The 25,481-nt window shown below is 58.9% G+C and carries 31 protein-coding genes and 1 pseudogene; 14 read left to right on the plus strand and 18 right to left on the minus strand.

Annotated features, from left to right (window positions below):
* The first annotated feature begins 82 nt into the window (after positions 1-82).
* Positions 83-868 carry a helix-turn-helix domain-containing protein gene (locus AC06G8_RS21310; protein ID WP_480283870.1) on the plus strand — a complete coding sequence of 262 codons (786 nt, stop codon included), beginning with the start codon at positions 83-85 and terminating at the stop codon, positions 866-868.
* On the opposite strand, the pseudogene AC06G8_RS21315 reads toward AC06G8_RS21310, so the two are convergent.
* From AC06G8_RS21315 to AC06G8_RS21330, 4 genes and pseudogenes are all read right to left on the minus strand, one after another.
* Positions 865-1,244 (minus strand): annotated as a pseudogene (locus tag AC06G8_RS21315) (sulfatase-like hydrolase/transferase); the annotation flags it as partial. The gene AC06G8_RS21310 and the pseudogene AC06G8_RS21315 sit on opposite strands and share 4 nt — an antisense overlap.
* A gap of 297 nt (positions 1,245-1,541) precedes the next feature.
* Entirely contained in the window at positions 1,542-3,521 is a 1,980-nt protein-coding gene (locus AC06G8_RS21320) for a choice-of-anchor I family protein (RefSeq protein WP_480283871.1), read from the minus strand.
* Positions 3,485-4,264 (minus strand): choice-of-anchor I domain-containing protein, encoded by a 780-nt coding sequence (locus AC06G8_RS21325; protein ID WP_480283872.1) that lies wholly within the window; start codon positions 4,262-4,264, stop codon positions 3,485-3,487. Before AC06G8_RS21325 ends, AC06G8_RS21320 begins: the two co-directional genes overlap by 37 nt.
* 135 nt (positions 4,265-4,399) lie before the next feature.
* Positions 4,400-4,507 (minus strand): helix-turn-helix domain-containing protein, encoded by a 108-nt coding sequence (locus AC06G8_RS21330; protein WP_480283873.1) that lies wholly within the window; start codon positions 4,505-4,507, stop codon positions 4,400-4,402.
* A gap of 174 nt (positions 4,508-4,681) precedes the next feature.
* On the opposite strand from AC06G8_RS21330, the gene AC06G8_RS21335 reads away from it, so the two are divergent.
* A complete protein-coding gene (locus AC06G8_RS21335; protein WP_480283874.1) occupies positions 4,682-5,455 on the plus strand; it encodes an ABC transporter ATP-binding protein in 774 nt (257 codons plus the stop codon).
* A gap of 117 nt (positions 5,456-5,572) precedes the next feature.
* Here AC06G8_RS21335 and AC06G8_RS21340 read toward each other — a convergent pair whose 3' ends face one another.
* Positions 5,573-5,701, minus strand: a complete 129-nt coding sequence (locus AC06G8_RS21340) for a hypothetical protein (RefSeq protein WP_480283875.1) — start codon at positions 5,699-5,701, stop codon at positions 5,573-5,575.
* Between the two features lie 236 nt (positions 5,702-5,937).
* Between AC06G8_RS21340 and AC06G8_RS21345 the strand changes: the two genes are divergently transcribed.
* Positions 5,938-6,393, plus strand: a complete 456-nt coding sequence (locus AC06G8_RS21345) for a hypothetical protein (RefSeq protein WP_480283876.1) — start codon at positions 5,938-5,940, stop codon at positions 6,391-6,393.
* A 30-nt stretch (positions 6,394-6,423) separates the two neighbouring features.
* Here AC06G8_RS21345 and yidC read toward each other — a convergent pair whose 3' ends face one another.
* The gene (yidC, locus tag AC06G8_RS21350) at positions 6,424-7,575 is read right to left on the minus strand and encodes a membrane protein insertase YidC (protein ID WP_480283877.1); all 1,152 of its coding nucleotides are present in this window, start codon (positions 7,573-7,575) and stop codon (positions 6,424-6,426) included.
* Positions 7,530-7,865 carry a hypothetical protein gene (locus AC06G8_RS21355; protein ID WP_480283878.1) on the minus strand — a complete coding sequence of 112 codons (336 nt, stop codon included), beginning with the start codon at positions 7,863-7,865 and terminating at the stop codon, positions 7,530-7,532. Before AC06G8_RS21355 ends, yidC begins: the two co-directional genes overlap by 46 nt.
* Positions 7,866-8,029: 164 nt before the next feature.
* On the opposite strand from AC06G8_RS21355, the gene AC06G8_RS21360 reads away from it, so the two are divergent.
* Both AC06G8_RS21360 and AC06G8_RS21365 read left to right on the plus strand, forming a co-directional pair.
* Complete coding sequence (locus AC06G8_RS21360; RefSeq protein ID WP_480283879.1) at positions 8,030-8,851, plus strand: phosphotransferase; 822 nt, start codon at positions 8,030-8,032, stop codon at positions 8,849-8,851.
* Between the two features lie 250 nt (positions 8,852-9,101).
* On the plus strand, positions 9,102-9,293 hold the full coding sequence (locus AC06G8_RS21365) for a hypothetical protein (protein ID WP_021882196.1): 192 nt from the start codon (positions 9,102-9,104) through the stop codon (positions 9,291-9,293).
* 291 nt (positions 9,294-9,584) lie between these two features.
* Here AC06G8_RS21365 and AC06G8_RS21370 read toward each other — a convergent pair whose 3' ends face one another.
* Both AC06G8_RS21370 and AC06G8_RS21375 read right to left on the minus strand, forming a co-directional pair.
* Positions 9,585-11,468 carry an ABC transporter ATP-binding protein gene (locus AC06G8_RS21370; protein WP_480283880.1) on the minus strand — a complete coding sequence of 628 codons (1,884 nt, stop codon included), beginning with the start codon at positions 11,466-11,468 and terminating at the stop codon, positions 9,585-9,587.
* On the minus strand, positions 11,465-13,252 hold the full coding sequence (locus AC06G8_RS21375; protein WP_480283881.1) for an ABC transporter ATP-binding protein: 1,788 nt from the start codon (positions 13,250-13,252) through the stop codon (positions 11,465-11,467). Before AC06G8_RS21375 ends, AC06G8_RS21370 begins: the two co-directional genes overlap by 4 nt.
* Before the next feature lie 191 nt (positions 13,253-13,443).
* Between AC06G8_RS21375 and AC06G8_RS21380 the strand changes: the two genes are divergently transcribed.
* The 3 genes from AC06G8_RS21380 to AC06G8_RS21390 are packed head-to-tail and all read left to right on the plus strand — an operon-like array spanning position 13,444 to position 14,474.
* Positions 13,444-13,962, plus strand: a complete 519-nt coding sequence (locus tag AC06G8_RS21380) for a CcdC protein domain-containing protein (RefSeq protein WP_480283882.1) — start codon at positions 13,444-13,446, stop codon at positions 13,960-13,962.
* A gap of 16 nt (positions 13,963-13,978) precedes the next feature.
* Positions 13,979-14,308 (plus strand): hypothetical protein, encoded by a 330-nt coding sequence (locus AC06G8_RS21385; RefSeq protein ID WP_480283883.1) that lies wholly within the window; start codon positions 13,979-13,981, stop codon positions 14,306-14,308.
* Positions 14,309-14,330: 22 nt separating this feature from the next.
* Positions 14,331-14,474, plus strand: a complete 144-nt coding sequence (locus tag AC06G8_RS21390; RefSeq protein WP_480283884.1) for a hypothetical protein — start codon at positions 14,331-14,333, stop codon at positions 14,472-14,474.
* Between the two features lie 253 nt (positions 14,475-14,727).
* Here the strand turns inward: AC06G8_RS21390 and AC06G8_RS21395 are convergent, their stop codons facing one another.
* Both AC06G8_RS21395 and AC06G8_RS21400 read right to left on the minus strand, forming a co-directional pair.
* Positions 14,728-15,690: a transglycosylase SLT domain-containing protein gene (locus tag AC06G8_RS21395; RefSeq protein WP_480283885.1), complete on the minus strand. Its 963-nt coding sequence runs from the start codon at positions 15,688-15,690 to the stop codon at positions 14,728-14,730.
* Between the two features lie 295 nt (positions 15,691-15,985).
* Positions 15,986-16,573 carry a TetR/AcrR family transcriptional regulator gene (locus AC06G8_RS21400; protein ID WP_480283886.1) on the minus strand — a complete coding sequence of 196 codons (588 nt, stop codon included), beginning with the start codon at positions 16,571-16,573 and terminating at the stop codon, positions 15,986-15,988.
* A gap of 148 nt (positions 16,574-16,721) precedes the next feature.
* On the opposite strand from AC06G8_RS21400, the gene AC06G8_RS21405 reads away from it, so the two are divergent.
* A complete protein-coding gene (locus AC06G8_RS21405) occupies positions 16,722-17,207 on the plus strand; it encodes a GAF domain-containing protein (protein ID WP_447663153.1) in 486 nt (161 codons plus the stop codon).
* A 121-nt stretch (positions 17,208-17,328) separates the two neighbouring features.
* Here AC06G8_RS21405 and AC06G8_RS21410 read toward each other — a convergent pair whose 3' ends face one another.
* From AC06G8_RS21410 to AC06G8_RS21420, 3 genes are all read right to left on the minus strand, one after another.
* Positions 17,329-17,847 carry a DinB family protein gene (locus AC06G8_RS21410; protein WP_447663154.1) on the minus strand — a complete coding sequence of 173 codons (519 nt, stop codon included), beginning with the start codon at positions 17,845-17,847 and terminating at the stop codon, positions 17,329-17,331.
* 161 nt (positions 17,848-18,008) lie between these two features.
* A complete protein-coding gene (locus AC06G8_RS21415) occupies positions 18,009-18,695 on the minus strand; it encodes a queuosine precursor transporter (protein WP_447663155.1) in 687 nt (228 codons plus the stop codon).
* A 439-nt stretch (positions 18,696-19,134) separates the two neighbouring features.
* Complete coding sequence (locus AC06G8_RS21420; RefSeq protein WP_480283887.1) at positions 19,135-19,296, minus strand: hypothetical protein; 162 nt, start codon at positions 19,294-19,296, stop codon at positions 19,135-19,137.
* A gap of 170 nt (positions 19,297-19,466) precedes the next feature.
* Between AC06G8_RS21420 and AC06G8_RS21425 the strand changes: the two genes are divergently transcribed.
* A complete protein-coding gene (locus AC06G8_RS21425; RefSeq protein ID WP_447663156.1) occupies positions 19,467-19,943 on the plus strand; it encodes an Lrp/AsnC family transcriptional regulator in 477 nt (158 codons plus the stop codon).
* A gap of 61 nt (positions 19,944-20,004) precedes the next feature.
* On the opposite strand, the gene AC06G8_RS21430 is transcribed toward AC06G8_RS21425, so the two are convergent.
* Positions 20,005-21,141, minus strand: a complete 1,137-nt coding sequence (locus AC06G8_RS21430; RefSeq protein WP_480283888.1) for a Leu/Phe/Val dehydrogenase — start codon at positions 21,139-21,141, stop codon at positions 20,005-20,007.
* Positions 21,142-21,331: 190 nt separating this feature from the next.
* On the opposite strand from AC06G8_RS21430, the gene AC06G8_RS21435 reads away from it, so the two are divergent.
* Positions 21,332-21,472 carry a hypothetical protein gene (locus AC06G8_RS21435; RefSeq protein ID WP_021881002.1) on the plus strand — a complete coding sequence of 47 codons (141 nt, stop codon included), beginning with the start codon at positions 21,332-21,334 and terminating at the stop codon, positions 21,470-21,472.
* An 18-nt stretch (positions 21,473-21,490) separates the two neighbouring features.
* Here AC06G8_RS21435 and AC06G8_RS21440 read toward each other — a convergent pair whose 3' ends face one another.
* Complete coding sequence (locus AC06G8_RS21440) at positions 21,491-21,613, minus strand: hypothetical protein (RefSeq protein ID WP_447663158.1); 123 nt, start codon at positions 21,611-21,613, stop codon at positions 21,491-21,493.
* A 75-nt stretch (positions 21,614-21,688) separates the two neighbouring features.
* On the opposite strand from AC06G8_RS21440, the gene AC06G8_RS21445 reads away from it, so the two are divergent.
* The 3 genes from AC06G8_RS21445 to AC06G8_RS21455 all read left to right on the plus strand — a co-directional run bounded on the left by AC06G8_RS21445 (position 21,689) and on the right by AC06G8_RS21455 (position 22,376).
* Positions 21,689-21,814 carry a hypothetical protein gene (locus AC06G8_RS21445; RefSeq protein WP_447663159.1) on the plus strand — a complete coding sequence of 42 codons (126 nt, stop codon included), beginning with the start codon at positions 21,689-21,691 and terminating at the stop codon, positions 21,812-21,814.
* 179 nt (positions 21,815-21,993) lie between these two features.
* On the plus strand, positions 21,994-22,125 hold the full coding sequence (locus AC06G8_RS21450; protein WP_447663160.1) for a hypothetical protein: 132 nt from the start codon (positions 21,994-21,996) through the stop codon (positions 22,123-22,125).
* 110 nt (positions 22,126-22,235) lie between these two features.
* Positions 22,236-22,376, plus strand: a complete 141-nt coding sequence (locus AC06G8_RS21455; protein WP_447663161.1) for a YjcZ family sporulation protein — start codon at positions 22,236-22,238, stop codon at positions 22,374-22,376.
* A gap of 1,235 nt (positions 22,377-23,611) precedes the next feature.
* On the opposite strand, the gene AC06G8_RS21460 is transcribed toward AC06G8_RS21455, so the two are convergent.
* Positions 23,612-24,898, minus strand: a complete 1,287-nt coding sequence (locus tag AC06G8_RS21460; RefSeq protein ID WP_480283889.1) for an MFS transporter — start codon at positions 24,896-24,898, stop codon at positions 23,612-23,614.
* Between the two features lie 347 nt (positions 24,899-25,245).
* Positions 25,246-25,419, minus strand: a complete 174-nt coding sequence (locus AC06G8_RS21465) for a CsbD family protein (RefSeq protein WP_447663165.1) — start codon at positions 25,417-25,419, stop codon at positions 25,246-25,248.
* Positions 25,420-25,481: the final 62 nt, after the last annotated feature.

Here is a 25,481-nt window from a genome sequence, read left to right on the forward strand (position 1 = left end):
TTCCACATGATAGAATGAGAACAAATGTTCGAATCACGTGCTGTCGCTGGCTTGACGCCGGCGGGCGGAGGAGGATCCTTCCATGGTGCCTTACAGTGAAATCGACCAGGTCATCGCCTACATTCACCGACACCTTTTCGACCCGATGCCGCTTGCCCGGCTGGCCAGGCACATTTCCTACAGCCCCTCGCATTTCGCCCGGCTGTTCAAGGAACGCACGGGGCTGACGCCCTTGTATTACGTGTCCTCCATCCGTCTTGAGCGGTCCAAGGACATGCTGCTCCGCACCCATCTGAGCGTCCGAGACATCGGCCTCGAGATCCGGCAGCAGAGCCTCGGCACGTTCACGACCCGCTTCACGCAGCGTGTAGGGGTATCCCCCGCCGAATTCCGCCAGTCGACCCGCAGCGCGGATCGGGATTTCGAGTCTCTTCGGCGGCTGAGAGAATGGCAGCAGCCTGCCGCCCCGATCTTCCGGGAGGGATGCGTGAGCGGCACCATCGAGGCCGCCGTTCCGTTCGAAGGCTTCGTCCTCATCGGCTTGTTCTCCAAGCCGATTCCGGAAGGCCTCCCTTTATACGGTACGCTGGTCCGCTACCCCGGCAGCTTCCGCTTTGACGGCGTGAAGCCGGGCATCTACTACCTGATGGCCACCTCTATTTCCTGGACGATGGGGAGGATGGACATGCTGCTGCCGAAGACGACTCTTCGCACCCGCAGCAAGTCCCCGCTGGCCGTCCTTCCGGGCGTCCCCCTCCCGCCTCAGGAGGTGCTGCTGCAAGAGCCCCGGCTGGATGATCCGCCGATCCTAGTCTCTCTGCCTCTGCTCATGAACAACTTCCTGAGCAAGGTTCGGCAAGGACTCTGAAGAGCCGGATAAGCTTGCAAGGAAGGATAGTTATCACTTCCGCGCAAAGGCTGGAAATGGGCTTTGCCGATGAGTCCCGTCCTGTATCCGGGCTCCGAGAATTCCTGCGCCACGGTATGGCGGTCCTCCAGCAGCTTGGTGCCCAGCGTCCAGGCTCCGTGCTGGCTCGGGTACCGCCCGGTCAGGATGGAAGCTCTCGTCGCGTACAGGTGGGGTTCGGGCAGTATGCCCGCGTGAAAGCCGTCCCTTCTCTGGCGAGCCGGTCCAGGTTCGGGGTGAGCGGCTCCCCGCCCAGCGCTCCGATCGTATTCCAATGCTGCTGGTCGCTGGTGATGAGCAGAATATTGGGACCTTTCAAGCCGCCTTCCTCCTTCATTCCGGAGTTGGAAAATGGCATCTTGAGCGCTTCAGCTCAGCTCACAGCTGCCTGAATCCAATCCAGCCCATCATCTTATTCCAATGTCTTATTCAGATGCCTGATTCCAATGCCGTTTCCTTTGTATTCTACCGCTGCCTTATCCTCGCCAGCTGCGGCAGCTCCGATGACGTCCTCATGAAGAGAACAGCCGCAGATCCCGCAGGGATGAAAAAAAGCGTCTCCCCCGCTTGTCGGGTGAGACGCTTGGATTGAGGGCGTGATGACGCTGCGCGGAGGGCGTGGCCTGCCTGCGGCTCAGCGCCCTTGCGACGGCAACTGAAGCAGGCGAAGAAGCACGACCGCCGCTTCGGCGCGGGTCGTCTGCGCTGCCGGCGCGAAGCGCCCGCCTTCGCGGCCCTGGAGCAGGCCGGCCGCTTGGGCGGACGCGGCTGCAGTCCGCGCCCAGGCCGGAATGAGCGCCGCATCGGAGAAGCCGGACGGCGCATTCTTGGCCGCTTCAAGGCCGGCGGCGCGGCTCAGCAGCACGGCCAGCTCGGCGCGGGTGACGCGCTGATCCGGACGGAAGCTGCCGTCCTCGTAGCCGGACACAAGCCCGCGCTCGGCAGCCTCGGCTGCGAATGCCCGGCCCCAGGCCGGAATGGAGGCGCCGTCGGAGAAGCGGGAAGCCACGGTCTCGCCGGGCTGCTTCACTCCCATGGCGCGAAGCAGCATGACCGTAAGCTCCAGTCGGGTAACGGGCGCGTTCGGACGGAAGCTGCCGTCGACATAACCGGTCAGCAGCCCTTGAGCGGAAGCCTCGCGAATGGAATCCGCAGCCCAGTGGCCGCCGATATCGCCGAACAGCGGAGCTGAAGGGGACGGCGTCGGTGCCGGGCTGGCTGTCGGAGCGGCGGAAGGGCTTGGAGACGCTGATGGCGTTGGCGTCGCCGATGGCGCCGGAGTTGCCGTCGACGTTGGCGCGCCGCTTGGCGCCGGCGTGCTGCTCGGCGTCGGCGTGCCGCTCGGCGTCGGCGTGCTGCTTGGCGTCGGCGTCGGGCTGGTGGACGGCGTCGGCGTCGGATCCGATACTTTCGCCGCAGCCTCGGCAGCGCCGTAGCCGTCGGCGCTCACGGCGCGGATGACGGCTGTGCCGGCTTTATGCCCGGTCACCTTGCCGGAAGCATCGACGGAGGCGATGCCTGGCGCGGAGGAAGTCCACGTCACTGCTGCGTTGTTCGAGCCGTATGTGCCTGCTGTCACTGTTGCCGTCAGCGATTCCGCCTCGCCGCCTGCCGTCAGGGCGATCTCGCTCCGGTCCAGCTTCACCTGGGTCGTGTTGAGCTGGAGAACGCCGACTGTGCCGCTGACCTCGAAGGCGACGAGCAGCAGCGGCTGCCCGGTCGGGCTGTCCGCGGCAGAGATGAACTCGATGCCTTCCGGAGCCGTATCCGAGGCAAGAGGATCGCTCGCACCAAAGTCGCGGGTATTGATGTAGTTGACGAACCGGGCCGCTTCCGGATCCGTCACGTCGTAAGTCATGACGCCGCCGACGCGTTCAAGGCCGATGAAGGCCAAGGTCCGGTCGCCGACATGTCCGATTTTGACGTCTTCGGGCTCCGGCCCTTTTTTCGGGCTGCGGGAATCCATGTCCGGCTTGTCGTTGGAGGCATTGAAGTTGTTCGGGAGGCGCTCGGCCGTAATCCGCTCGAAGCTGCTGCCGCTGTCATACACCTGCTTCATCGAAGCAGCGTCCCAAACGGAGAAGGAGCGTCCTCCGTACATGTAAATGCCGTCCTTGGCCATGTCGCTCGACGCCTCGACCTTGTCGTAGACAGTCGTTCCTTGGAGGAACTTCGCCGCCGCCGACTCCGGATCCAGAACCGCCTTCAGATCCTTGACGGTCGAGCCGTTCTTGCGGCCGGGGAAGTCGGTGGCGTCGCCTTCATTGCCGGTGATCAGATAGGTTTTGCCACCGGCCTGGAAGGATGCGATGCCGTCCGGCATGTATTGCCCGAAGAACGGGACGTTCTCCAGCGAGATATTGCCGTCCTTGAGCAGGTCGAGCGCGTTTTCCGGCTTGCTGAAGTCCTTGAAGCCCAGCCCCTTCACCGATATGAACTTGCCGGATGCGATGTCCAGCTCCGCAACGGCATTGTTCTCCTGCAGCGTCACATAAGCCGTGGCCGCATCTCCGGACAAGGCGATATATTCCGGCTCCAGATCCGTGAGCGCCCGTCCCTTCGTTCCTGGCCCCGTAATCAGCCCCTTTGCGTCCGCATCGCCGCGAATATGCACGAGATCGTGATGATGGAGGGATCATCGAACTTCGCTTGGCGCACCGACTGCGATTGGCGGTCGACGATGGTGACGCTGCCTTCGGGATCGATGCCGGCCTCGCGCGGCTCGCCTTCGTTGGCCGTCAGCACGTAACGCCCGTCCGGCGTCGACTTCGCCATATCCGGCTGGGAGCCCGTCTCATAAGCGCGGATCAGGTTGCCCTCGTAATCAAGTTCCAGAATTCGGCCCGGATCCCCGGCACCCTTGGCCTGCACGGCGGCGAATACGCGGCCCGCGGCCGTATTGATATCCACGCTCGTCAAGTCGCCGTACAGGAATCCGCTCTCCTGCTCGGCAAGCGCCCGGATGTCGATCTGCTTCTCCTTGACCATCTGTCCCGCGGCCAGCTTGACGATATCGAGGCTCGGCGGGTTGCCCGAGCCGTTGACGAGGTAGAACCTTCCGTTGTCGCGGTTGTATTTGACGATCTCGGCTACGCCGCCGTCCTTGTTCGTAGCGCCTTCGCTGTAGGAGCCGATCTTCGTGACGCTTATCTGGTCCTGATACACGGCAGCCGATGCCGTCATTTCAGCGGAAGCGTCGGCTGCCGGCGCGACCAAGGCTTGTCCGACGATAGAAGCCGGCTCCGCGCCGCCCTCCTGTGCTGTACCGATGCCGGCGGGCAGCAGCGCCATCGCCGCTGCCGACAAGCTGAGCGTAAGCCCCAGCGTACGGCTCATTTTGCGTTTGTAACGGTTCATCTTCCGTTTCCCCCTCTGATGCGGACAAGCTGGCACAGGCCTGTTGCCCGCTTTCTTCCTGCTTGTCAGCATATCAAGGAGATGTAAAGAAGGAATCATGGCCATGTTAAGAATTCATGAAGGCCGCACGCCCTGTCACCAGCGACTTCGGTAAGCTTGCGGCGTCGTGCCCGCGAGCTTATGGAACGAGCGGTAGAACTGGCTGAGGCTGGAGAAGCCGAGCTCCCCGCTGATATGGGCCACGGAACCCGAAGAGCTGCCCTTCGCCCCCTGCAGCGATTATTGCGGCCGGCAGCTCCGCATCATTCGCGGGTGACGTCCCTGGCCTTTTAGGGTTACGATAGGAGGATAGGTGGCGCTTGTCAATGGACGGGGGACGGGCGGCAGAGAAGAACCGGAAAGGAAGTCTGAACCACCATGATCATCGAATTGAACCATGTGTCGTGGCGAAGGGAGCAGCGCATGCTGCTTCAGGACATCAGCTGGCAAGTGAAGCCGGGAGAGCATTGGGCGCTGCTTGGCCTCAACGGGTCGGGCAAAACGACGCTGCTCAACATCATTTGCGGCTACATCTGGCCCTCGGAGGGTTCGGTCGAGGTGCTCGGAGAGCGGTACGGCGAAGTGGATCTGCGGGAGCTGCGCAAATCCATCGGGTGGGTCAGCAACTCGCTGCAAGAGAAGCTGTACAAGACCGACCGCGCCCAGCTGGTCGTCATCAGCGGCAAGCATGCGACGATCGGGCTCTATGATAAGGTTCAGGAGGAAGACGTCGAGACGGCGCGGGAGCTGATGGCGACGCTCGGCTGCGCCCATTTGTGGGACCGGGAATACGGCACCTGCTCGCAGGGCGAGAAGCAGAAGCTGCTCATCGCCCGCGCCCTGATGGCGCGCCCGCGCATCCTCATCCTGGACGAGCCTTGCAACGGCCTCGATCTGTTCTCCCGCGAGCGGCTGCTGGAGAGCATCGGCGGGCTGGCGCGGCAGCACGACGCCCCTTCGCTGATCTACGTCACGCATCATACGGAGGAGATCCTGCCTGTCTTCGGCCATGCCCTGCTGCTTCGCAGGGGAGAGGTGTTCCGCAGCGGCAGCACGGGCGACGTGCTGACAGACGGAATCCTAAGCCGGTTTTTCGAGGCTCCCGTGGCCGTGGAGCGGCATGGCGATCGATATTTTGTCCGAGCGGAGTAGAGAAGGGGACTTGCCGAGCAGGTTGCGGCCAACGTATGATCTGTTTCCTGACCCTATGCAGATGAATCCGCTTCTCCGATAGAAAGCAAAACTAAGCCCGGCATGCCGGGCTTTTTGTCATTGAGCTCCGGAGTCTTCCTTGCCTCGCTCCGCTGCGGCCAGATCCTCTTGCCTCTGGGGATTTCCACAGAGATGCAGCAAAGCGGCGATTGCGACCAGCCCCAAGCCGATTGCCCTGCGTTTCATTCCATCCCTCCGGCTAATTAATTTACTACAACCTGAACAATGAGCAAATATTATCATGATCTTCACAAAATAGACGCATCCGCCGGATGAGCGGCATCTGTCACATTCCGTCCTTTGCATCGCCAGCGGCGCAGCCTTTACACTGGAATCAATACGCAAGCATCTTTTCGCACATGCTCCCATGCGATTCCTTTGAAGCCCATTCATGTTCAACCTACGATAAAGGAGCTGCCGCCATGTACCGCTCGAACCTAATATGGCCTGCTGGCCGCCTGTTCACGCTTCTAGTCCTTTGCGCCATCCTGCCCTCCCTCCTGCTGGCGGGCTGCAACTTCTCCTCCCCCGTGTCGGGAGGGTGGAAAACCCGTAGCGCCACCGAAGGACTGGAAATCATGGCGAACAAGGACAATTGGAAGAAGTTCACCTACCGGGTCACGCTCGAGAATGTCAGCGAGGGGCCGTTTGAAGTCGAATGGGTCGAGCCCGTGCTGAAAGGCAATCTGCTGCTGAACGATCCTGGACGCTCGCTGCGCAAGGAGATCGCCCATACGGTAGACAAAGGACAGCGCATTACGCTCGAGGACAGCTTCGAATTCAATGCAAAAAACGTCAACCTCGGCGAGTCGCAGAACGTGAAGGCGATGCTGGTAAAAGTAAAAGGCGCCGACGAGCCTGTCGAGGTCCAGGTATAGCCTGCAGGCACGCGCGATCCCTAACGGTTTTCATGCATCGACGCACCAAAAAAAGCCTCCATTCCGCCCGCGGGCGGAATGGAGGCTTTTCCTGTTTTCGCGGCAAGCCCCGTCTAGCGCTTGCCCGGCTTGCGCCCTTGGCGGGATCCGCCGCTGCCACAGGTCGCCGCCGGAGCTGCCGCGCGGCTTGGAGCCGCCGCCGTTGCCATTGGCCCGGGCAGCTTGGCGCTGCTGGGCAACGCCCGTTCCGGCGGCCGCCGGGACCGACGCTCCGCCGCCCGCCAGCGCGAGCCCGCCGGGAGCAGCCGGACCGCTGTCCGCCGCCTCCGGCTGCCCGGGCTCCGCCAGATGGCGGAACAGCCGCTGCCCAAGCAGCGTCTGCAGAATGACGAGGATGCCGCCGACGGCCCAGTAGAGCGGCAGCGCTGCTGGAGCCGTGAAGGAGAAGAAGCCCATCATGATCGGCGAAAGGTACATGATCCAGCTCATCTGCCGCTGCATGTCCGTCTGCTCGACGCCTCTCTGGGATACTTTGGCCTGCACGAAGTAAACGGCGGCCGCCAGGAAAGGCAGAATGATGTCCGGCTTGCCCAGCTGGAACCACAGAAACGTATGGCTGGCCAGATCGGGGCTCATCCGGATGGCGTAATACAGCCCGGTCAGAATCGGCAGCTGGATCAGCATCGGCAGGCAGCCGATGGCGAGCGGATTGTAGCCGTGCTTTTTGTACAGCTCCATCATTTCCCGCTGCTGCTTCTGCATCGTCTCCGGCGACTTGTCCGTATGGCGCGCCTTGAGGTCGTCGAGCTCCGGCTGCATCCTCTTCATCTTGCCCTTCATGATCTGCTGGCTCCGGTACTGCCGGAGCATGAGCGGCATGAGCACGAGACGCACGAGCAGCGTGACGGCGATCAGGGCGAGGCCATAGTTGTCGCTGAAGAAAGCAGCGAGGTGCTCAAGCACCCAAGACAGCGGATAAACGACGTAATGGTTGAAAAATCCCGGTGTATCCGAGTCGATGGTTCCTTTGGCCCCGCATCCGGCGAGCAGCAGCAGGCTGCCCGCGGCGGCGATCGCCTTGGCCGGACGGCTCCAGAATTTGCGCCTGCGCGGAGCTTCCTTCCGGCGGCCGTTCGTTATCTCATCCGCAACCGCGGATCGGCGGTCCTTGTTCGTGTCCATGAATAATATCCTCCCCATTCGTTGGCTGAGCGGCCTTGGAAGAGGGAGAGGCAATCCGCCCCGTCATCATCGGGGGAATCTTTGCGTTTGGACAGGCGGACCAGCCGCAGCCGCAGCGGGCTTGAACTCGCGGCGCTCTTCGGCGCGGCCGGAGGCGCGAAGCGCACTCCGGAGGGGCGCCAGCCGCCATCCTGGACTGCATCATGGAGCCAGGCGAAATAATAATAAGCCGCGGAGCAGACGATGCCGATGGACCAGATCCACGACAGCAATTCATGAAGCTCGAACAATAAACTCACCTCCCGGTTCAAGTACCTTGAGCGTACCATAATCGGCCTCTCACACGCTACTGAGGCCCGATTCCCTGTCTGGGAGAAGAAGGATTATGGAATCGTTTCCAGAATAGGTATTTTGTACGAGAACCTCGCATCTAGGATCGGAGATGAAAATACCCATGGAGCATGCACCCGGAGCGGTGCTGGCACAAGGCCGTACCGCGCAAATCCGTCTTTATGGGCAGAACCGCTTGTTGAAAATCTTCAAGGAAGGCATGCCGCGCGCCTATGCCGAGTTCGAATTCAAGGCTGGACGCTTCGCGGTCAAAGCCGGCCTGCCCACTCCCAAGCCCGAGCAGCTGCTGGAATGGGAAGACCGCCCCGCCATCGTCTACGAGCGCCTGTCCGGCAGCACGATGCTGCGCCGGCTCGCTCAGAAGCCGTGGTATCTTTTCCGCGATGCGGCCCATATGGCCCGTCTGCATGTAGCCGTGCACCGCACGGGCGCCGGACCGGACTCGGGGCTGCCCTGCCTCAAGGAAGTGTTGCGGGAGAAGATCGAAGCGGCTCCTATTTTGTCCCCCGAAGAGAAGGCAGGCGTTCTCGCCGGCCTGGACAAGCTGCCCGTCGGCCGCCAGCTTCTCCACGGCGACCTTCATCCCGACAACATCATGATCGACGGCCGCAAAGGCTGGATCATCGACTGGATGTCCGCCAGCTACGGCCACCCTGCCGCGGATGCCGCCCGCACCGTGCTCATGCTGCGCACGGGCTCGCTCCCGGAGGAGTCCTCTCGCGCCTTCGAGCTTATTCTGACCTCCGTCCGCAGATTGCTGCTCTCCCGCTATCTGCGCACCTATCTGCGGCTGAGCGGCTTGGAACGCGGAGAACTCGAAGCCTGGATGCCGGCGCTTGCCGCCGCGAGGCTCACGGAATGGCTTCCTCCCGACGAGAAGCTGTCCCTTGCGGGCATCGTCCGCGACAGCCTGCGGCCGGCATGACCGTGAGGCCGATGGCGATTCCGTCCCTCGCGGCGCGCCCGCAGGCATATCCCAAGCATGCTGACCGCCGATGTCGATTTCGTCCCTCAAGGCGCAGTCTGCTGCCCGGTCCCAAGATGCTGCCCGGCACAGCCCGCAAGACATTTTTACGGTTGCAGGACATCCGGTTTCACGGATTGGGATTAGGTTGAATGATTGTGGGAGAAACTGAATCTATCTGAGTTCACTGTAAGAGATGGAGGATCCGCCTATGTCTACCTGGACGCTGCGGTATGCGGATGGGCAGGATGAGCAGCAGCCGGAGCTCGTGTTCCAGCGCCAATCCGAGCTGAATGACTATATCCAGTCGCTGACGGTCAGCGACGTGCTTCGAATCCGCGTCTACGATGCGGATATGCGCAATATGTGCGGAAAAACGTATGTGTATCATTATTTGCTCTGAATCGGCATCCAGACGTTGCAATTGCCAGGTCCTGCCAGATGGCAGGACTTTTTTGCCTAAGCTTCCAGCATGCCCCTCGACCTGCTGCTGTAGGCACCGCAGAGATGCGATCCGCATGAATACAGTGATGGTCCCGATTGATTGCAGCCGCTATACCTTATCCCTGCCCCATTGGAACCGACGCGCCAAAAAAGCAAAGAGGCTGCCCTAGTCATGTTCATGACTTGCGGGCAGCCTCTTCTTTTGCTTTTGAAGCTTGCGCGATTCCGCTCTGCACGACCAATCGGCCATTCAGCCGGTTTCTTCGCCGTACCACAGCTGGCGGAAGCTGTCGCTGGATTTCAGCAGCTCCTCGGCCGTGCCTTCCGCCTCGACCTTGCCGCCGTTCATCACAATGATGTGGTCGGCATGGGACAAGGCCGCCTTGCGATGGGAGACGACGAGGCAGGCCGCATCCCCTTTCTCGGTGAGCAGACGCTCCCAGAGCCGGCGTTCCGTCTCCACGTCGAGCGCGCTCGACAAGTCGTCGAACACGTACAGCTGCGCGTCGCGCACCAGCATGCGAGCGGCAGCCGTGCGCTGCGCCTGGCCGCCGGAGAGCTTGACGCCGCGCGGGCCGACCATCGTGCTGAGGCCATGCTCCAGATTGCTCATGTCCTCTTCCATCACGGCTGCATACAGGGCGCGCTCCACGCCGCCCGGTCGATCCTCGGCCCCAAGCAGGATGTTGTGCCGCAACTGGTCGCTGTACAGGCGCGGAATCTGGGCCGTATACGCGCTCTGCGGAGGGACGAAGAAATCGGCCGGCTGCTCGATCCGTTCGCCGTTCCAGCGGATATCCCCGGTTTCGGCCGGCAGGAGGCCCAGCAGCGAGCGCACGAGCGTCGTTTTGCCGCTGCCGATCATGCCCGTGACGACGGTGAAGGAGCCCCGCCTGATCTGCAGATTGATGCCTTCGATGCCGCGCCCCGTCTCCGGATATCGGTACGTCAGGCCGGTAGCCTCCAGCATCTCCAGCGGAGGCGCCTGGAAGTACGGCAGCTCGTCGTCCAGGTTCCGGCTTCTCCGCACGGAAGCCTGCCGGCCCGCCGCTCCGGCCTCCGGTCCGCCTGCGCCCGGCGCCGCTTGCGCAGCCGGATGGGAAGCCGGGGATGCTGCCCTGTCCGGCCTTCCCCCGACGCGCTTGCCGAGCCCGATATATCGGGCCGCTGTCAGAACAGAAGCCGGGGCTCCCTGCAGCATCGCCTTGATGCGCTCGAAGCTGACCGCCATCTGCTTGTAGTAGGTCATGAAGTTGCCGACGTTCGACGTCAGCTGCGTCACGAACGTGAGGTAGTAGACGAACAGCGACAGATCGCCGACGGTGAAGCCTCCGTCCCGCATTTTATAGCCGGCGAGCACGAGAATGAGGCCCGTCCCCAGATTGACGGAGTTGGTGAACACGGACGACAGCGTTTCGGTCAGCAGCTTGTCCTTGACCATATTCTGGCGGCGGTTCTCGCTCAGGGTTACGAACCGGTCCACGATGCGCTTCTCTGCGCCGGCCACCTGGATGGCCTGCACGTTGGAGAACATCTCGCTGATCGCGCCCGTCACCTTGGCCGTCGATTCCCGGCTGGCGGCGCGGAACTTGTGGATGCGTGCCGTCGCGACCTGGGCCGCCGTGACGACGAGGATGAGCGGCACGAACACGAATACGGTCAGCTGGGCGTCGATCGAGACGAGAATCCAGCTGGCGACGACGACGAAGCCGATGAGCCCGAGCGAGTCGACCGACCAGCTCATCGCTTCTTCCGTGTGATCAACATCGTCGCGGAAGTTGCTGATCGCCTCGCCAGGCGAAGTCGGAATCGCCCGCGCGCCCGGCTGTCTCAGCACATGGGAGAGCATATTGCGCCGGATCAGCATCGCCATCCGGAAGCGGAAGTTGACGTCGGCCAGGAAGCCGCCGAAGATCAGGGCGATCCGGGCCAGCGCCGCGGCGACGAGCAGAGCTGCGATCGCCCAGACGCCGTAAGGGAACTCGTACGTTCCTTCCAGATGGTCGAAATAAGCTTTGGTCAGCAGGCCCGGCACGAGAGGAGCCATATGGATAAGCGACCATGTAACCAGGGTGAGCACATACAAGCCGGGCCGGTAGCCGATAAGCCGCCAGAAGAAATGTCTTGTCTTCATGCCAGCACCTCCTCCATCCCTACAGCCAGCATGCGGCTGAACCGGGACTTCGGATCGGCTGCAAGCTCCTCGCGGCGTCCGCTCTCCAGCATCCGTCCGTTCTCCAGGATCAGGATCCGGTCGGCTCGCTGGATCGTCGCCAGCCGGTGGGCGATGATGATGCAGGTCTTCTCCTCCAGCAGCCGGTCGACCGCGGCTTCGATGCGCGCTTCCGTCAACGGATCCAGACGCGAGCTGGCTTCGTCGAGAATGACAAGGCCGGGATTCGTCAGGAAGACGCGGGCGAACGCCAGCAGCTGCGCCTCTCCGGCCGACAGGCTGCCGCCGCCGGAGGCGAGCATCGTATCCAGTCCGTCGGGCAGCGCCTCATACCAGGCGCCGAGACCCAGATCATGCAGCACCTCGGCGATCCTCTCGTCCCGGATGCCGTCGTCGAACAGCGTCAGATTATCGCGGACGCTTCCTTCCAGAATCTCGATGTTCTGCGTCACCATCGCCACCTTGCGGCGCAGCTCGTGGAGCTTGCATTGGCGGATGTCCGTTCCTGCCAGCTCGATGGCGCCCGACTGCGGGTCATAGAAGCGCAGCAGCAGGCGCGCGATCGTCGTCTTGCCGCTGCCGGTCCGTCCCAGCAGGCCGAGCGTCTGCCCCGGCTCGAGCCTAAGCTGCAGATGGTCGAGCGTGGCGCGGCCGCCTTCCTCGTAGGCGAATTCCAGATCGCGGAATTCCACCGCAAGCGGCCCCGCCGGCAGCGGAGCTCCCGGCCCGTCCTGGATCAGCGGCTTCGTCGCCAGCAGGTCGCGCACGCGCATCAGGCTGGCATCCGCTTTTTGCAGATCCTCAAGCTGGGTGCGGATCTTCTCGATCGGCTTCGCCAACTGCTCCGTGTAATAGAACACCAGATAGATGGAACCGATCGTCAGGCCGCTCTGGCCGTTCTTCCACAGAATCGCGCAGACGATGAAGGCCGCCGCGTTGCCCAGCGCGAACACCAGGATCGTCGTGCTCCACATCATGCAGAATCCGAGGAAGGCCCGTATGCGGATGGGCAGCATGCGGCGCGTCATCTCGTAGAAGCGGTTCATGACGTACCCCGCCGCTCCGTTGGCCCGGGTGTCCTCGGTGCCCTCCAGATGCTCCCCGATGAAGCCGTAGAACTCGGCGTTGATCTGCCTCCAGTTCTTCCACACGGGGACGTTGAACTTGCGGATCCACTGGATGACGTACACAGCCCCGATGACGAACGCCGTCATGACGAGCCCGATCCAGAAGTTCTCGCGGAACAGCAGCGCCAGGATGCCGAGCATCAGGACGACGTTGCCGGCCAGGTGGATGATGAAGCTGGAGAAGAAATTCGCCAGCGCGTTGACGTCGCCGTCCACCCGCTCGATCAGGGAGCCCGACGTCTGCGTCTTGTGGAAGCTCATGTCCAGCGACAGGCAATGCTCGGCGAGCTCCGCGCGCAGCTTGTTCGTCGTCGTCCAGCCGAGATTCTCGCTGAAGTAGGCCGCCGCTACCGAAACCCCCTGCTGAAGCAAAGAAAAAGCGATGAACAGCCCCGCCGCGTAGTAAAGCGCCGTGATGCTCCCTTGGCCCTGGGCGCTGTCGATGAAATAGCGGATGATCTGCGGATTGACCAGCTGCAGCCCGATCGAGACGAGCAGCAGCGCCGCCAGGCTCCACAGCAGCCGGCGCTGCGGAAAAACGTAGCGGGCCAGCATCTCGCGGTAGACTCCCCAGCCCTTGGCAGGCTTGACGGCGCCCGCCGTTTGTTCCCCTGACATACGAACACTTCCTTCCATTCCGTTACTGTACTTCAGCCCCCTCACGATCGTCAATGGCGAATTCGGCCTAAACCAAACTAGTCGATTGAATCCAATTTCGAGCCTATTCGCTATTGTATGAAATTGGGAATCCGCTTACACTTATCCTATACAGCAGGCCCGCCCCAGCGGCCGCTCAAGGAGTGAACGATTTGAATTCGCAGATGCTCGGCACCTATGGCTTCATCCTGCTCGTCCTGCTTCTCGTATACTGGCGCCGTTCCGTGCGCTCCTCCCAGGCCCGTCCGATCCGTGCCGGCGGATGGCTCATGATGCTGCCGATCCTCTTCGTGCTGCTCGGCTTTTTCGCCAGCGTATCGTCCTTGTCCGCAACCGGCCAAGCCGTGCAATACCCTCCCCTGTGGGAGGAGCTGTGCGCCGTGCTGATCGGAATCGCGCTTGGCGCGGTGATGCTGTACCATACCGGGTACGAGCTGAATGCGGACGGCCGCGTGTATACGAAGCCGAACGCATATTTCAAGTATGTAATTCTCGCCGTCATCGTGCTCAGGCTCGCCTTGTCCCAGTATCTGAGGGAATTGCAGCCAGGCCAATTCATCTTCCTCACGATGTCGATCGCCGTCTGCTACATCGCCGTGTGGAGGATAGGAAGCTTCTTCAAATACAGGAAAGCGATGAGCCCTCTAAGGGACGGTTCCATCGAGAGATAGAAAGGAGATCATACCTATGGAGCGTTACCTGCTCAAAACGGCCTTGTACACGTTTCTGCTCGGCCTGGCCTTGGGGCTGCTCCTCGTGCCCGACTCCTTCACGCAGATCTCCGGCCGAGTAAAGTCCGTCGTCGAGCTTCCATTGCGGGATTACATCCTGAACCTTCTCCGCTTTGCCGTCCGGATCGCGCTGGCCGGTCTCGCGCTTGGAGCCATCTGGAAGTGGTCCGGCCGCGAGCGGCAGGAAGGGCCGTCCTTCGCCCGCAGCTATGTCAAGGGATTCGCCTTGACTGCTGTCGCTATGGCGATTCTCTTCGCCTTGGCAACCGTATTTTCAATCTTATAAGAAGGGGAATGGCCAGGAAGCGGTGAGCTTCACCATCTTCAATGCCGAAGGGCTGGAGCTGCCCGCCGGGCAGTTCGATGGACCTCCGGAGAGAAAGACGATCAAGCTGAAGCAAGGACAAGACCTCGATGCCGGGATCGTCCGCCGGGCAGCCTCGGCACTATAGCTCCTTGCAAGCGGCCCAAGCCGGCCTCTGCCCCAGCGGGAGATGCCCGCTTTCGTATGAGCAGAAAGCGCGAGGAGCCGTTCCTACCGATACCGGCGCTAGCGGACTCCCCTTCACAACGGAAGGGGAGTCCGCTAGCCTTGGCCTATAGAGCCGCCCTTTATAGTCAGCATGCGGAAAGGAAGAAAAGGGGCCAATTGTTATGAAAAGCAACGTTGCTTTTCATGGGTGCCCTATTTCAGATTCGTTCGTCTCAGTTCAAACCGCCGTAGCTGCGATAGGTTGCATAGACCTCGTCAGCGTATTGTTCGGCATGAATGACACGGCCGTAGGAATCCGTCGCTCCCGGATACCAGTTGGGTCCCCCGTTGTACAACGCCAGCCCTTTCCAGATGTATCCTCCCCTATTGATCATATCATTTAGAATCATGGCTCCCATATACACTTGGTCCTGCTGATCGCCGTGGTTGTAGGCATGCCCGAATGTTGAGAGGAACTGGCTGGAATAGCCGTTTCTTGTGTTCGGTTCCACCTGCATCAGTCCATCCGCACCGGATGGACCGGATGTATAGGTGCCATAGTTCGTTTCTTTTTTGATCACGGCACAAAGGAGCAAAGCGAAATCGCCGTTTTTGCCAAACCGATTGTCCGCATTCACCGCATAGTTCCAAATATAGCCGGGGGCTTCGGCAGGTTTGGATACGCCCGTGCCCGTAGAGCCGGTGCTGACAAGGTTATATGCTTCCCATGAGCCGCCTACGGCAGCTCTGTTCGCCACCAGAACCGCGCCGTTGTTCAAATCGGTCGATACATACTGATTGTTGGCCAAGGCTCTTAGCGCGATGGTTCCGTCCGCCAAGACGACCTTCGTAAATTTCTCCCATTGCTGGATGCTGGCGCTTCTGGCAATCAGCTTCGCTCCTTGATTAAGATCGGCCGCCACGTAGCTGTTGTTGGCCATGGACAGGAGAGAGATGGTGCCATCCGAATTATTGATCACCTGGAATTGTTCCCATGCGCTGGCCGAAGTCCGATTGGCAACTAAAGGATTGCTGCCATAATTGTCGGCACTGACATAACTGTTGTTGGCTCGTGCTTGGAGGCTGTATAAAGTCGCTGCGGATGCTTTGGCTGGCGGAAATGCGATCATCAAAACTCCGACCAGAAGCGCTAACGTAAAGGCCATCTTTTTTTGGAGGGAAGAAGGAAGACTCATCAGGAACACAACCTTTCTTCGAAATAAAATCGATTACATTTTGCGAAGCCAAAACTGGATGATCATTCTATCGTTGGCTATTCCTCCTTTCTGAACTAGCGGCGACCCATGGGAAGGCGGTTCATCAAACTATAATATGTATTTCTATTTTATTCAGAACTACTATGGCTGCCGGCTTGCAGCGCTCGACGATGTTGATGATGAGGATGCCGAGCATTCTTTTCATTCGAGACACTCCCCTTTCGTTGGACAGGTTATTGGAACGATCGTTCAAAAAAGAGCGCACAAACGCCGCTCAAAATACGGCATTCACGGCCATCCGGCATACATCCTCCAGCATGCTCCGTCCCGCTTCCGTGCGTGCGGTGACATGGATTCCCTGCTTGAGGGCAAGCAGGAAGCGCGCCGCCTCGCGAGGCTGCAAGCCTTCCTTGGTCCATCCGCGCCTTGACGCGTCCTCCAGAAAACGCAGCAGCACGTCTTCGGTATAGAGCTGATAATCCTCCACCCGCTGCGCGATCGAGGGGAGACGGACCGACGAGCCGAGCGTCGTGTTCGTCATGAAGCAGCCTCTGCCCCGGGAAAAGTTCACCAGCGAAGACTCGACGACCGCATCGAAGAACAGCCGCAGCTGCTCCCGCGGATCTTCATCGCGGCGTTCCAGAATCTTGTAGATGCCTTGCTCCTGCATCGCGCGGAAACGATCCATGCAGGCGGTGAAGAGCGTCTCCTTGTCTCCGAACGTGTCGTAGAGGCTTCCGCGGTTGATGCCCATGGCGGAGCACAGCCCCTGCACGGATGCGGCTTCGTAGCCTTGATCCCAAAATGCTTCCAGCGCCTGATCCAGCGCCTTCGCAGGGTCGAACTCCTTCGGTCTGGCCATCCTGCACCTCCATTTTGTTCTTATCGGCTTCAAATTTAATCCAGTATATTCGTTTCAGAACGATCGGTCAATAACTGGACGTCCATGCCATTTACCGCAGTGCCGCAGATATGATATTGTAAGTCCACGAAGAAAGGGGAAGAGACAAATGTTCCATACAGTAACTTACGACGGAACCCGCGAAGAGCAGTACGGGACGGTCATCCGCCAGCTCGAAGCGCTGATCGAGGACGAGCCGAACGCCATCGCCAACCTGGCCAACGCCTCGGCGCTGCTCGCGCAGTTCCTCACGGATATCAACTGGGCCGGATTCTACCTGCTCGACGAGCAGGGACTCGTGCTCGGCCCTTTCCAAGGGCTTCCGGCCTGCGTCCGCATCCCGGTCGGGCGCGGCGTCTGCGGCACGGCGGCGGAGCGCAAGGAAACGATGCTCGTCCCTGACGTGCATGCCTTTCCGGGCCATATCGCCTGCGACGCCGCCTCGCAGTCGGAGATCGTCGTGCCCCTGCTCGCCGCAGACGGCCGCCTGATCGGCGTGCTCGACATCGACAGTCCGAGCCTGAACCGCTTCGACGAGACCGACCGCGTGCAGCTGGAGCGCTTCGCATCCGTGCTCTCGGCACGGCTCGGCTAGTCGGCGCCCGGCTTTTTCTGCCGGCATCGCAAGGAGATCGGAGCATGGCTTTTGGAGACGGTTAGGATGAAATCCGCGCAAAAGAGAGCCGGGGACCCCTGTCCCCGGCTCTCTCCCGTTCTCATTCCTTTAAATAACGTTCCCGAAGAATATTAAGATGATGCTTCTCGTGCCCGGCAATGACGCAGGCCAGCAGCAGCACCGAATGCTTCAAGCCGTTGGCCATGCCTTCGCGCTGCCAATCTTCGGGCCGCAGACCGCTCAGCAGCGTCAATGTCGCCTGCCGTACGGCGGAATAGTCGGCCGAAGTCTGAGCCCTCGTCCAGCTAGTGAACGGCCCCTCGGCGACCAGGAGATTCTCGTCGTAGCCCGGCAGCTCCGTGGCATCGCCGCGTGCGAAACGCAGCAGCCGGTAGGCTAGAATCCGTTCGTTGTCGGCCACATGGCCGATGACTTGGCGGATGCTCCATTTGCCCGGCGCATAGCGGAATTCCAGCTGTTCCTCCGCAAGCGAATCCAGCAAGCCCAGCATGTCGGCTTGCTGCTCTTTCAGAATGGCGAGCAAGTCTCCATCGGGAACGGCCCCGACATAAGGCTTCTCATAATCGGGCACTTCTTGGTCCTGCGGTCTCTCCTGCATGGCTGTCCACCCCTCCTTGTCTTGGAAGGAATGAATTCGACATCCAAAGTTGCTTTCCCTTCCGAATTCATCCGCTTCCGCAGCGAATCCAGCCCTTCTAAAACGCAGCAGCCCGGCCGCATTCAAGCGGGCCGGGCTGCTGCGTTTGCCGCCGAGCGGCTTTATTCGTCCTTGAACCGGAACGTCCGCGCCAGATAGAGAACCGGCGTCGAAGCGATGGAGATGACGAACTTCATCACGTACGTGGTCAGGAAGATCTGGATCCAGATATTCCATGTGTAGCCGCTGACTCCCGCAAACGCGATCGTGCAGAAGACGAGCGAGTCCACGAACTGGCTCAAGATCGTGCTTCCGTTGATGCGGATCCAAAACTGGTTGCGTCCGCCGAAGCGCCGTTTCAGCACCGAGAAGACGCGTACGTCCAGGAACTGGCTGATGAAGTAAGCGCTCAGGCTGGCCAGTGCAAGACGCGGCATCAGGCCGAAGATGGTCGACAGCGATTCATGGGCGAAATCGGTCTCCGCCGGATGAAACTTGAGCACCATCTGCATGAGGATCGTTGTGGCGATGAGAATGAAGAAGCCGAACCATACCGCCTGACGGGCCTCCTTGCCGCCGTAGCGCTCGTTGATCAAGTCCGTCGTCATGTAGAGCGACGCGTAGATCGTGTTGCCGAGCGTCATGACGATGCCGAACATGGAGATCGTCTCCGTCACCTGGATATTCGCCACAACCGTCGCGAAGCCGATCCAGGCATAGAGGCCTTTTTTGCCGAAGAAACGATAGCACGCCAGGAACAGCGCGAAGTTGACCAGGACGAAGAACACGCCCCAGGTGAAATTGAACATGAAAATAATACCCCCTAGTTTTGGTGGCGCGGGATGGTTACGAACCGCGTGCGGCAAATGGATGCGGCCTGAAGCTTGGAGCTCCCGGCGCGTCCTCCTCCGAAAAACCTGTATCAGCATAGCATAAAGCGGCTTCCGTGTCTTGACTTGGAATCCATTGCCGCCTCAGAGGGTCCAACGGTCGTGAACGACCGCTCTCAGCCTGGCTTCACTCCGTCTGCCGCAAGAAGTGAAGAAAGCCCGTTTGATTCCTGCCCCGCGGAGATATGCAAAAGACGAGAACGGTGCCGAGCAGTTCGATCGCCAACGCTTGAAGAGTGACAATCAGCAGCGCATCGCTTTCGCCCCGATTCTCCCGATTGGATTCTTAATCCATTTTTGCGCAAAAAAAGACCCGCTCGCGGGCCTTCTCCTTTCCATGCGCCGGGGACAATTCTGCTCATGCCATCCGCTTGACGGCCATCAGCGCATCGACCGGCTCGTGATCCCTGCCGTAGGCGTTCACAAATGCCGGGTTGGACGTATCATGGAACCCTTTCATGACCGTAACCTCGTATCCGAGAGCCGCAAGCTCCTCGGGCTCCCATCCGCTGCGGTGCATTTGATACTGTTCGCCGTAGAGTGGTGAAGCTCCGTTAATGCCGCCTTGAAAATTCCATATAATGGATTAAAGTCTTGTAATGGGGATCTGAACCCGATATAGTGATTTTAGCAAAAATTCCAGGCACTTCCGTTCCAGCGATGATCAGCCTGCCAAAGGAGACGATTGAAATGTCCGCCCAACCTCCCAGGCCGCCTTCCTATACGATTCCCTCTACCAAGCTGGATGCTCTGGACCGCCGGATCATCGAGCTTCTCCGCATTAACTCGCGGATGTCCTATACGGACATCAGCAAGGAAGTAGGCATCTCCAGGGTCGGCGTCCAAGCACGGGTCAATGCCTTGATCGAAAACGGCACCCTGGAGAGGTTCACTGTCTTGGTCAATCCCGAGAAGATCGGCATGAACGTATCTGCCTTTTTTCATGTCGAAGTCGAGCCTCATCGTCTCAGCGAAGTGGCGCGGCGGCTGTCGGACGAGCCTGCCGTAACCGCGCTTCACCATATGACCGGGCCGAGCAAGCTGCATATGCACGCCGTATTCGCCACGATGCAGGAGATGGAAGCTTTTCTCCAGGAGCGCTTGTACAATCTGCCAGGCATAGCTGGCGTCGAGAGCCAGCTCCTGATCAAGAAATACAAATACTAGACGGGTCTTGCCCCGCCAAGCCGACTTGCCGGATCCCCGGTCCAAGCCGGCTTTCTTCTGCTCATCGTTCTTTCAACCGTTCCAGATTTTGTTCCGCCAACCGCTTTGCCGCCTTGGAAGGAGGTATGCCGTATTTTTCCGCCAGATGGAAAACCTCCTTTGCCGTTTCAGCGACGGCCTTTACGCTTTCCTGAAGCTCCGCTCGCCCCAGCCCCTGCAGTTCTCCAGCGGTGATGATGATTCCGCCGGCATTCAGGATGTAATCCGGGACATAGAGAATTCCCCTCTCCTCGATCAATTCCCCGTGACGGTCCATGGACAGCTGATTGTTGGCTGCGCCGGCGACAATCGAACAACGCAGCTGGGGAATGGTCACATCGTTCAGAATGCCGCCCAGCGCGCAAGGCGCAAACAAATCGCACTTCGTCTTGTACACGTTCTCCGGCTTCACCCGCTTCGCCCCGTAATATCTCACCGCCTCCAATGCAGCGGTATCATTGGGGTCGGAGACGATCAGCCTGGCCCCATCCTCATATAAATACCGGCACAGCCTGAAGCCTACTTTACCCAGTCCCTGAACGAGCACCTTGAGATCATAGAGAGACGGCAGGCCAAGACGATGGCCGACGGCAGCCTTCATTCCCTGATAAACGCCGTATGCCGTCATCTCGGCCGTAAAATCATCCTGCGCCATGATGCTTCCCGATGTATCCGTTACATAGGAAGTCTGAGTTTGAATCGCGTCCATGTCCTGGATGCAGGTGCCCAGGTCAAGTCCGGTTATATAACGGCCGCCCAAGCCTTCGATGAACCGTCCCAGGGACTGGAACAGCCGCCGCCTCCCGTACTCTTCGCCCGGCAGCTCTCCTGTTCCGGTTCTCCCTGCTCTCAGCTGCGTCCATGACGCTTCCGGGACGGACTTCTCCAACCGCGCGGCGGGATCCCGCCAGACGACAGCCTTCCCTCCCCCGTAAGGGAGCTTGTAGGCGGCGTTTTTATACGTCATGCCCCGTGCGAGACGCATCGCATCCTGCAGGGCGTCTTCCTCATCACCGTATGTCATGTACCGGCATCCGCCAAGGGAAGGTCCTGCCGCCGTGCTATGAATGGCGACAATGGCTCTCAGACCGCTCTCCGCATCGTGGCAGAAGGCGATCTGCTCGAAACCGCCGCCGATTATTTCCCGGAAAATAGTCATGCGCTGTTCCTCCTCGCCCCTGAAAGGACTACATTTCTATGCGAGGATCATTTCCGATATGCCCAGTCGAGGCTTGTACCGCATGGGCAGCACCCTTAAATCAGCATATGCACAATTGCACCTCCCGCCCAAACATCACGGGTGCACACGCCGTATGATGTGGCATACCACAAGAAAGGGGATTTGACACATGTCTTACGGAGTTGGCGGAGCAGTTGGCGGCGTAGGCGCAGGCTGCGGCTATGGCGGCGGCTGGGGTTACTCGAGCACGGGCGCCATTCTGGTTCTCTTCATCCTGCTGGTTATCATCAGCCGCGCATTCTTGTATTAGTCTAGGCCTGGGCAGGTTTCACGCATAATTGAACTGGAACCAGAGACCAAAAGCCTCCTGAAGGCTGCCTTCAGGAGGCTTTTTCTTCTCGATCTGATTCGGCTTGAAGCCGGATTCGACCGCGAACGTAACCAAGCGCACATTTGTCCTTCCCGTCCAATCGGCATGCAGCCGCAGCTCATACAATGTATCATTCTACTGCAAAGGAGTTTTGACATGTCTGAATATGTAGAAGGCGCGGAAGTAAAAGTTGAAGCCGCTCGCTATGGCGTAAACAACACCGGAATCATTCTGGTTCTCTTCATTCTGCTGGTCATCATCAGCAGCATTTTCTGCTACTAAGCAATTCCTGGGCAGACGCCGGATCGCTCGCGATCCGGCGTCTGCCCATGGTCTCATGAATGCCGCCGAAGGTTTCATTGGCGTGCATGCCCATTTCTCGTCGAATGACCTTCTTGCCCAAACATCCCGGTCCGCTCCCACGTATGATGTGTTATCTAAAGCGAAAGGGGATTTGACAAATGTCTTACGGCGTTGGCGAAGCAGGAGCAGGCTGCGGAGGAGTCGGATACGGTGGTGTGTGGACGAACACAGGAGCCATCCTTGTTCTCTTCATTCTGCTGGTTATCATCAGCCGGGCTTTCCTCTATTAGCATAGCATGAGGAAGGTGCAGCTGGGCTCGCGCATAATTGTACCTCCCTCTCAAACATCACGATGGCAACAATCATAAAATAGCTTTTTAAACCAAAGGGGGATTTGCACATGTCTTACGGAGTTGGCGGAGCAGTTGGCGGCGTAGGCGCAGGCTGCGGCTATGGCGGCGGCTGGGGTTACTCGAGTATGGGCGCCATTCTGGTTCTCTTCATCCTGCTGGTCATCATCAGCCGCGCATTCCTTTGCTAGTCGCCCCTTATCCCCCATAAGCAATCAATGTTCTGCGGAACAAAACCAACCCTTTCCGCCATGCGGGAAGGGTTGGAAATTGCACCATTTAAACTTTTAGATTAATCTGAAATTAATCGATTCAATCCCTGGCCATAAAGCATGGCTTATAATCGCCGATACATAGATGGAATCATCGATCCGAAAAATGAAAGCCGCATTCTGAATGCAAGTATAAATTCGATATGGATAATACAGGCTGAAAATCGGGGCATTTCAACAAAAAGCGCATAAAAAAACGAAAAACGGCAGGAATGAACGGCAAAACGACCGTAATTGGGCTTTATTGGCTCGATATGATTTCAAAAAGAGGGAGAGAACCAGATAAATACGAACATTAATTACTGAAGAGAGATTTTCCGATCGGATTCAGCTCCCCATATCCCTCTCCCAGAGACTTTTCCCCCTTGGTCGCCCCTCCCTCCCGAATGATTGCATTCCACGTCCGGATTGGATCGTCCATGGACAGCAGCGATTGATCACCATGAGAATGCATTGGTCCCACGGATGCACCCGCCAGATCGACCAGACGACCAAACTCCACCAATCTTCCAGCGGCCAGACGACAAACGATCAGCGGACATATCCATCGCTCTATCCTTGCATCCAGAGCCAAGTCCAAAGCACCCATATTCCATGTTTTAAAGTTTAATGTGTATAAATCAATTCTATTTAAAAATCGGATCCTCAAAGGCCGAGTGCCTTTTATCGTCATTTAGTACATGTTCAATTTAGACACTTTAATTCCTTGGATCGGATTTTGAACTTGACGAAACAAAAAGACCCGTCGCAGGGAACGGGCCGATCTCGACGAAAACCAATTCGGTCGAGGCGAAGGAAGAAAACGGCGGCAGCGGACAAATCGAATGAAAACCGACGACGAGGTGACGATGAGGCTGCTCAGCAAATCTCAGCAAATCGGCCATGAATGCCGATCAGGCAAAGGGAAGATCGCAGAAAACCGCGCATAAGCGTCATCATTCAACAAAAACCGCACAAACGAACGAATATCGGAGAAATTGAACGGGGAAACAAGGTCATTTAGGCTTTTTTGGCAAATATAGCGGGGAAAAAGAGGGAGAGACTGTGAATATTCCGAACATTAAACTCTTACCTGCACTTCAACGAACGGATTCAAGAGCCTTCCAAGCTGCCATTTGCCATTAAACCGCCGAAATGCCTCTCCCTCCCGAAGATTAGAGCCCGGTTTCAACAGCCGTCCCCTTCCTGTCGTTGCGGGCAGCCCCTTCTTCTTCGCGGACAAAGCGGGGAAGCGTGAAGATATAGATGACGAAGGTCAGCAGCAGCAGCACAGCTATGAACAGGTACAGCCCCAGCAGCGTGAAATGCGAGGGGTACAGCCAAGCGATGAGGCCGAGCATCAGCGTCTGTCCGGCCATCATGATGGGATCGATCCAGGCGCTCACGCGCCCCATCTTGGAAGGCTCCACCAGCTTGGGCAGCCAGCCGCCGATGACGATGTTAAGCGGGGCAAGGATGATTCCCATCACCAGAATTAGAGTGAGGTATATCCAAGGAGAAGATACAAAGCCCAGAACCAAGGCGATCAGACCGGATGCCAGGACGCATGCGATGAGGACTTGATGCATGTTGAATTTATCGATCAGCATGGAGCCCAGCGCGCTCCCTGCCAGGAAGCCGATGCCGAGAAATACGGAGAATAGCGAGGCATACAGCTGATAGTTGTCCGGGGCCAGATGGTATTTCATCGTCAGCATGGGCAGGATCGCGAAGGAACCGTTGATCAATCCGAACAATGCAAAGCCGGATATCAAAGCGATCAGAAGCTTGCGGCTGAAAATATACCGGAAGCCGATGCTGAAATCACTCCATACCGATCTCATATTGAGGGAGGAGAGCGGCTGCTTGCCGTTCGGCAGCGTCACCTCGACGGGCAGCTTCAGCGAGCGGACAAGGAGAGCCGTAAGCAGGAAACCGACCGTATCGATAATGACCGCGCCCATAATGCCGACGGTATGGTACACAAAGGCTCCTATACCCGTTCCGAAAAGCATGAACACTCCGAATACGGATTGGTTCAGTCCCGAGGCCTTCACGTACTGGTCTTCCTTCAGGATGCCTTGAATCATCGCTGTTTCGGCAGGGGCATAGAACTTGGTCACACCGGCCCGAACGAATAGGATCAGGAAGATGATCGGCAGCCACACCCCAGCAGCCAAAGCCCCCAGCATGCAGAGCGACAATCCGGTGCGGATCCATCCGGTATTCTCTGCGATCTTCTTGCGGTCAAAGCGGTCTGCGAGCACTCCGATAAACAGAAAAACGAAGACGGTAGGCGCGGAGTAGAGCATTTCAGCGATGGAAGCATAAGCGGGCTGGGAGGAAAACCGATCGAGCATATAAAAGGCGAACGCCATCGCTCCGATTGTAGAGGCCAGCTGAGAGCAGACCGTAGCGAGAAACAGGCGCATGAACACCCCGTTGCGAATCAAGTCCTTCAAGGCAGGTCATCCTTTCGGTTCCATAATTTAGTTGTCAATTGACCTCATTATAGAACCCGGCAGAGGCGTCTCCCAGCGGCGTGAGATGGAACTGCGCCTCCTCCCGCAGACGGAGCGCCTGCTCCTCCTGCGGATCTCCCAAGCGACGGCAAGTCCATAATAGCGGCTGTTTCTCCTAGGATCCGTTCAAGAAGTCAGGATGCTCTGCATGAGCCGGCCTGGAATTCCAGCTCAACCCCACGCCTAACTCCATGCATAATAAATTAATCTTAGGCGAGAAAGGTTGTCTGCATGCAAAAAAAGACCCCTGCTCCATTTGGAGGCAAGGATCTTTGCTCGCTTCATCTTCAATGCCGGTCTTTGAACTCTCCGACCTTTTCCTGGACTTCGCCTTTGGCTTTATCCAGCTTCCCTTCCGCTTGAAGCTTATGGTTGTCGGTAGCGTTGCCCCATTGGTCCTTGGCTTCGCCTTTCACCTTGTTGACTGTGCCCTTCACTTTATCGCTAAGTCCGTCTGCCATGGTTATCGCTCCTTTTCCTGTTGTAGCGGTTATAGTGCTCTTTACCCGCCATCACCCCAGGT

The sequence above is a fragment of the Paenibacillus sp. SJS-P3 genome, from assembly GCF_056711585.1.